The organism is Streptomyces sp. NPDC002403 (genome assembly GCF_053593015.1).
The window spans coordinates 298,298-304,556 of the sequence record NZ_JBSFBQ010000007.1; the positions used below are offsets into that span (position 1 = coordinate 298,298).

Annotated in this window: 4 protein-coding genes; 2 read left to right on the forward strand and 2 right to left on the reverse strand. The window is 71.6% G+C overall.

From position 1 onward, the window contains the following. Window positions 1-85: 85 nt before the first annotated feature. Both ACWCPY_RS11940 and ACWCPY_RS11945 read right to left on the reverse strand, forming a co-directional pair. Complete coding sequence (locus tag ACWCPY_RS11940) at window positions 86-2,629, reverse strand: ATP-binding protein (protein ID WP_451264180.1); 2,544 nt, start codon at window positions 2,627-2,629, stop codon at window positions 86-88. Between the two features lie 137 nt (window positions 2,630-2,766). Next, window positions 2,767-3,516, reverse strand: coding sequence for an ABC transporter ATP-binding protein (locus tag ACWCPY_RS11945; protein ID WP_451264181.1), 750 nt, complete (start codon window positions 3,514-3,516; stop codon window positions 2,767-2,769). Between the two features lie 289 nt (window positions 3,517-3,805). Between ACWCPY_RS11945 and ACWCPY_RS11950 the strand changes: the two genes are divergently transcribed. Together ACWCPY_RS11950 and ACWCPY_RS11955 are read left to right on the forward strand one after the other, a co-directional pair. Continuing rightward, a complete protein-coding gene (locus ACWCPY_RS11950) occupies window positions 3,806-4,705 on the forward strand; it encodes a M20/M25/M40 family metallo-hydrolase (RefSeq protein WP_451264182.1) in 900 nt (299 codons plus the stop codon). 29 nt (window positions 4,706-4,734) lie between these two features. Then, window positions 4,735-6,189 carry a M1 family metallopeptidase gene (locus tag ACWCPY_RS11955; protein WP_451264183.1) on the forward strand — a complete coding sequence of 485 codons (1,455 nt, stop codon included), beginning with the start codon at window positions 4,735-4,737 and terminating at the stop codon, window positions 6,187-6,189. Window positions 6,190-6,259 lie beyond the last annotated feature (70 nt).

The following is a 6,259-nucleotide window of genomic DNA, read 5'->3' on the forward strand; positions in this document are numbered from 1 at the left end:
CCCTGCCTTTCTGCTGTACGGCGATCTCCCGGAACGTGCCGGAGATCATGAGGTGAACTGCGTGGTCATGCGGTGTCCCGCGGGATCATGAGGTGACCCGCGCGGGCAGTTCGGGGCTGACCGGAACGTATCCCGATGCCGCCTTGAGGGTCAGCACCATGGTGAGGCCCCCGCCGGGGGTGTCCTCGGCGTCCAGCGTGCCGCCCATGGACTCCACGAAGCCGCGGGCCACGGCGAGCCCCAGTCCGACGCCCGCGCCGCGCGGGGCGTCGCCGTAGCGCTGGAAGGGCTCGAAGATCCGCTCCTTGGCGTCGTCCGGGACTCCGGGGCCGCGGTCGGCCACCCGTAGCTCGACACGTTCGCCGAGCGCGCTGGCGGCCACGGTGACGCGTTCCGCGTGGCGGCTGTACTTCACGGCGTTCTCGACGATGTTGGCGACGGCCCGCTCCAGCAGCCCGGGGTCGACCTCGACCATCGGCAGGGTCTCGGGGATGTCCAGGTCGACGCTGTCCTCGGGGACTCCTCCGAGCGCCATCGGGACCACCTCGTCGAGGTCGATCTCGCGGATCAGCGGGGTGACCGTGCCGGTCTGGAGCCGGGACATGTCCAGGAGGTTGCCCACGAGGTGGTCGAGGCGGTCGGCGCCGTTCTCGATGCCCTCCAGGAGTTCCGCCTGGTCCTCGTCGGACCAGGCGACGTCGTCGGAGCGCAGGGAGCTGACGGCGGCCTTGATACCGGCGAGCGGGGTACGCAGATCGTGGCTGACGGCGGCGAGGAGCGCCGTCCTGATCCGGTTGCCCTCGGCGAGCCGCCGGGCCTCCTCGGCCTCGTCGACCAGGCGCTGCCGGTCCAGTACGACGGCGGCCTGGGCGGCGAACGCGCCGAGCACCCTGCGGTCCTCGGCGGGCAGCACCCGGCCGGAGAGGGCGAGGGCCATGTGGTCGCCGACGGGCATGTCCACATCGGCGTCCTCGGGCCGGGCCACCGGTCCCGGTCCGACGCTCCCGGCGCAGGTCCACGGGTCGACGTCGCTGCTGCGCTCCAGCAGGGCGACGGACTCCATGCCGAAGGTCTCGCGGACCCGGTCGAGGAGTGCGTCCAGCGTCGTCTCGCCGCGCAGCACACTGCCGGCCAGGAAGGAGAGGATCTCCGACTCGGCTCGCAGCCGTGCCGCCTGATGGGTGCGGCGGGCCGCCAGGTCGACGACCGAGGCGACCGAGACCGCCACCGCGAAGAAGATCACGATGGCGACGAAGTTCTCCGGGTCCTGCACGGTCAGGGTGTGGGTGGGCGGGGTGAACCAGTAGTTGAGCAGCATCGAGCCGACGGCGGCCGACGCGAGGGCCGGCAGCAGTCCGCCGAGCAGCGCGGCGCCCACGGTCAGGAAGAGGAAGAGCAGGACGTCGTTGGCGAGTCCGGGACCGCTGTCCAGACCGGCCAGGAGCAGGGTGAGAAGGGCCGGGCCGCCGACCCCGACCAGCCAGCCCCAGATGATCCGCACCCGGCCGAGCCGGGCACCGCGGGCGATGGGCAGACCGCGCCCCTTGGCGACCTCTTCGTGGGTGACGATGTGGACATCGAGGTCGGGCCCGGACTCCCGGGCGACGGTGGCGCCCACGCCCGGTCCGTAGATGTACTGCCAGGCCTTGCGGCGGCTGGAGCCGAGGACGATCTGCGTGGCGTTCACCCCGCGCGCGAATTCGAGGAGCGCCGACGGTATGTCGTCGCCGATGACGTGGTGGAACGTGCCGCCGAGGTCCTCCACGAGGGTTCGCTGGACGGTGAGTTCCTTGGGGGATGCGGAGGTCAGCCCGTCGCTGCGGGCGATGTAGACGGCGAGGATCTCGCTGCCCGAGCCCTTGGCCGCCATCCGGGACGCGCGGCGGATGAGGGTACGGCCCTCGGGGCCGCCGGTGAGTCCGACGACGATGCGTTCGCGGGCCTGCCAGGTGGTGCGGATGTTGTGCTCGCCGCGGTACTGCTGGAGGTACTCGTCGACCCGGTCGGCGACCCAGAGGAGGGCCAGCTCGCGCAGGGCGGTCAGGTTGCCGGGGCGGAAGTAGTTGGACAGCGAGGCGTCGATCCGGTCCGGCTTGTAGATGTTGCCGTGGGCCATCCGGCGGCGCAGCGCCTGCGGCGACATGTCGACGAGTTCGAGCTGGTCGGCCCTGCGGACGACCTCGTCGGGGACGGTCTCGCGCTGCCGCACGCCGGTTATCGCCTCGACGACGTCACCGAGCGACTCCAGGTGCTGGATGTTGACGGTGGACACCACGTCGATGCCGGCCTGGAGGAGTTCCTCGACGTCCTGCCAGCGTTTGGCGTTGCGGGAGCCCGGCACATTGGTGTGGGCCAGTTCGTCCACCAGGGCGACGGCGGGGGCGCGCTCCAGGACCGCGTCGACGTCCATCTCGGTGAAGACGGCGGAGCGGTACTCGATCTCGCGGCGCCGGACCTGCTCCAGGCCGTGCAGCATGACCTCGGTGCGCGGCCGGTCGTGGTGCTCCACGAAGGCGACGACGCAGTCGGTGCCCCGCTCCACGCGTCGATGGGCCTCGGAGAGCATCGCGTACGTCTTGCCGACGCCGGGTGCCGCACCCAGGTAGATCCGAAGCTTGCCGCGTGCCATGGCCCCATTGTCTTCTCTCGAACCGGCTGCGTCCGATGCGGCAGCCGGTTCGAAGCTACCTCGCGCATTGTCGACAAATGGGGCGCGGGGTGGGGCGAGGGACCGAATTGACAGGATTCTGACGCCCCGGACGGGCCCTACGCGTGCTCGACGATGTGTCCGTCGCTCAGTTCCAGCACCCGGTCCGCCAGCCCCAGCAGCTGGGTGTCGTGCGTCGCCACCAGCGCGGTGACGCCCTCGCTGCGCACGACCGCCCGCAGCAGCTCCATCACCGCGAGCCCGGTCTCCGCGTCGAGCTGTCCCGTCGGCTCGTCCGCGATCAGCAGGGCGGGCCGGTTGGCGAGCGCGCGGGCGATCGCGACGCGCTGCTGCTGCCCCCCGGAGAGCTCGCCGGGGCGCTGGGCCGCGTGGTCGGCGAGGCCGACCAGGGAGAGCAGCAGCGCCACCCGCTCCTCGCGCTCGCTCGGGTCCGCCTTGCGCAGCCGCATGGGCACGCCGACGTTCTCCGCCGCGGTCAGGATCGGGATCAGGCCGAACGACTGGAAGATAAAACCGATCCGGTCCCTGCGCAGCTCCAGGAGCCCGTTCTCGCCGAGCTCGGCGAGGTCCGTGCCGTCGACGGTGATCCGTCCGCCGTCGGGGCTGTCGAGCCCGCCGAGCAGGTTGAGGAGGGTCGTCTTGCCCGAACCCGAGCGCCCCTTGAGCGCGATGAGCTCGCCGCGCGGCACCTCGAAGGACACCCCGCGCAGCGCGTGCACCGCACCGGCGCCGGAGCCGTACGAGCGGTGCAGGTCCTCGACCCGGACCATGGGCCCGCCTGCCGGTTCCTGGGCGACTGCGGTACCGCCCTGCCCCTCGGTGCCCGTCCGGCCGGTGCTCTCGGTCATGTCTCTCCCCGTACGTGCTCGGTCGCGTCGGCCGCCAGTATGTGCAATGCGCACCGGGCTGGACAATGCCCGGCGGCTCTCGGGTGTCCCGGCCGGACGCCGTCGCGGCCGTTCCGGCGGTGGCCCGGCCCGCCGCACCCCTTGCGGAAGCGCTGACGCTCCCCCGGTCGAAGCACTACCGCTCCCCGACGACTTCCCGACAATTCTCTGACACCGCCCGGCCAGCCTGACCGAGGTCCACCGGGGCGAGCGCCCCGGCCTCGAAGTGCTCGTCCTCGAAAGGGTGCGCATGACGTCACGCAGAAACCATCCCCGGCTGGCGGCCGGAGTTCTCGGGATCTCCCTGACCCTGTCCGCGGTCCCCGCCGCCGCGGAATCGCGGCCCACCGCCGCCCCCACCGTCTCCGAACAGCAGGTGATGCCCCATCTGCGGGCCCTGCAGGGCATCGCGGACCGCAACGGCGGCAACCGCGCGCACGGCACGAAGGGGTACGCGGATTCGGTGGCGTACGTGAAACGCGCCCTGGACCGGGCGGGCTTCCGCACCCGGCTGGTCCCGTTCACGCACGCCGGGGCCACGGGCGACAACCTGATCGCCGACTGGCCGGGCGGCGACCCGGACCATGTGGTGCTGACCGGGGCCCACCTCGACAGCGTCGGGGAGGGCCCGGGGATCAACGACAACGGCTCGGGTTCGGCCGCGGTCCTGGCCGCGGCCCTCCAGGTGGCCGAGTCCGGTCTCGCACCCGAACGGCATCTGCGGTTCGCGTGGTGGGGCGCGGAGGAACAGGGCCTGATCGGCTCGGCGAGCTACGTCAGCAAGCTCTCCGGGGCCGAACGCCGCAGGATCGACGTCTATCTCAACTTCGACCAGGCGGGCAGCAGGAACACCCGGCAGTGGCTCGTGGTCCACGACGACGAGCACGGCGAGACCGAGGCCCAGCATGCCTTCGAGGCGTGGTTCGCCGAGCGGGCCATCCCGACCTTCGACATCGGCGTCGGCGGTTCGGACCACGAGTCGTTCGGCAATGCCGGCATCCCGTCGTCCGGCTTCAGCACCGGCATCTCCGACTGCATCCACGAGGCCTGCGACGACCTGGCCAACGTGGATCCGAAGACGGAGACCACCAGCACCGACGCCATCGTCGGCGTGCTGCGGAAGCTCGCCGCCACCACGCCCCGGCACTGACCCCCGGCCTCCGCCCCCAGGAACGAGACATGCGCAGAATCCTGAACCGACCGGACCGACCGAACCGACGCCGCAGGACCGTCACCGCCCTGGTCGCCGCGGTCGTGAGCGGCTCCGTGCTGGCCGCCGTCCCCGCCTCGGCCGCCATCGGCGGACCGGGTCTCGGCGACCCGTACTTCCCCGACGACGGCAACTCCGGCTACGACGTCTCCCACTACGACGTCCGCATCTCGTACGACCCGGCGCACACCGACCGTCTGGACGGCGACACCACCGTCACCGCCCGCGCCCTGACCGGCCTGGACCGGTTCGGTCTCGACCTCAAGGGCTTCACCGTGGCATCGGTGGAGGTGGACGGCGTGCCGGCCAGGACGTTCTCCCGGGCCGGCGCCCATGAACTGCTCATCACCCCGGCCCGCCCGGTGGCGAAGGGCGCGACGTTCCGGGTCCGGGTGAAGTACGCGGGCAGGCCCGACCCCGAGGGCTGGCACACCCTGCGGAGCGGCGGCGCGAACGTGGCGGGCGAGCCGCACTCCGCGACCTCCTGGTACCCCTCCAACGACCACCCGTCCGACAAGGCCACCTTCGCCCTCACCGCGACGGTCCCCGACGGCTGGACGGCCGTCGGCAACGGGCTGCCCGGCCCGGAGAGCCTGAAGGACGGCAGAAGGACCTTCCGCTGGTCCGAGGACCGGCCGATGGCCACGTACCTCAGCACGGTCGCCATCGACCGCTTCACCGTCCACCGCGGCCGGACGGCCGCGGGAACACCGGTCATCACGGCGTACAGCCCGGACGCCGTCATCGACCCCGAGGCGGAGGCCCAGCAGACGGAGATCCTGGACTTCCTGGCCTCGAAGTTCGGTCCGTACCCGTTCTCCTCCGCGGGTGCCATCGTCGTCGGGGAACCGAAGGAGCCGTCCGACGGCCCCCTCGCCCTGGAGACGCAGAGCCGCCCCACCTACGGCTCCATGCTCTTCGACGCCTCGATGGTCCACGAGAACACCCACCAGTGGTTCGGTGACAGCGTCTCGTTCAAGGACTGGCGGGACGGCTGCGCCGCCGAGTGCTTCGCCCAGTACGCCGGGCAGTTGTGGGAGGAGCACAAGGGCGCCGACCTGGACCGGGACTACTACCGGTCCGAGGTGGAGCAGTACAGGAACGATCCCTCGTTCTGGTCCGTCAGGCTCTACGACCCGGGACCGGGCAAGGAACTGGACGCGGCCCTGTACTTCAAGGGCTCGCTGATGCTGCACGCCCTGCGCCGCACGGTGGGCGACGAGGCGTTCTTCCGGACGCTCCGGACCTGGACCCGCGACCACGCATACGGCAATGCCTCGTTCCGGCAGTTCGAGGCGCTGGCGGCGAAGGTGTCGGGCAAGGACCTCAAGGGCTTCTTCGCGGCCTGGGTGGACGGCACCGTCCTCCCGCCGCAGAAGTACCTCTACCCGGGCACCCTGGGCGCAGGGCCGGCTCGTACCTGAAGCCGAAGCGGCACACCGGAGTCGTACCGACCCTCACCAAGGTCACCGAGCTGCGCCAGCCGCGCGGCGT

What these genes read in the sequence shown, in the direction of transcription:
- ACWCPY_RS11940 (WP_451264180.1), bottom strand. Translation starts at nt 2,629, where the DNA reads ATGGCACGCGGCAAGCTTCGGATCTACCTGGGTGCGGCACCCGGCGTC.
- ACWCPY_RS11955 (WP_451264183.1), top strand. Translation starts at nt 4,735, where the DNA reads ATGCGCAGAATCCTGAACCGACCGGACCGACCGAACCGACGCCGCAGG.
- ACWCPY_RS11950 (WP_451264182.1), top strand. Translation starts at nt 3,806, where the DNA reads ATGACGTCACGCAGAAACCATCCCCGGCTGGCGGCCGGAGTTCTCGGG.
- ACWCPY_RS11945 (WP_451264181.1), bottom strand. Translation starts at nt 3,516, where the DNA reads ATGACCGAGAGCACCGGCCGGACGGGCACCGAGGGGCAGGGCGGTACC.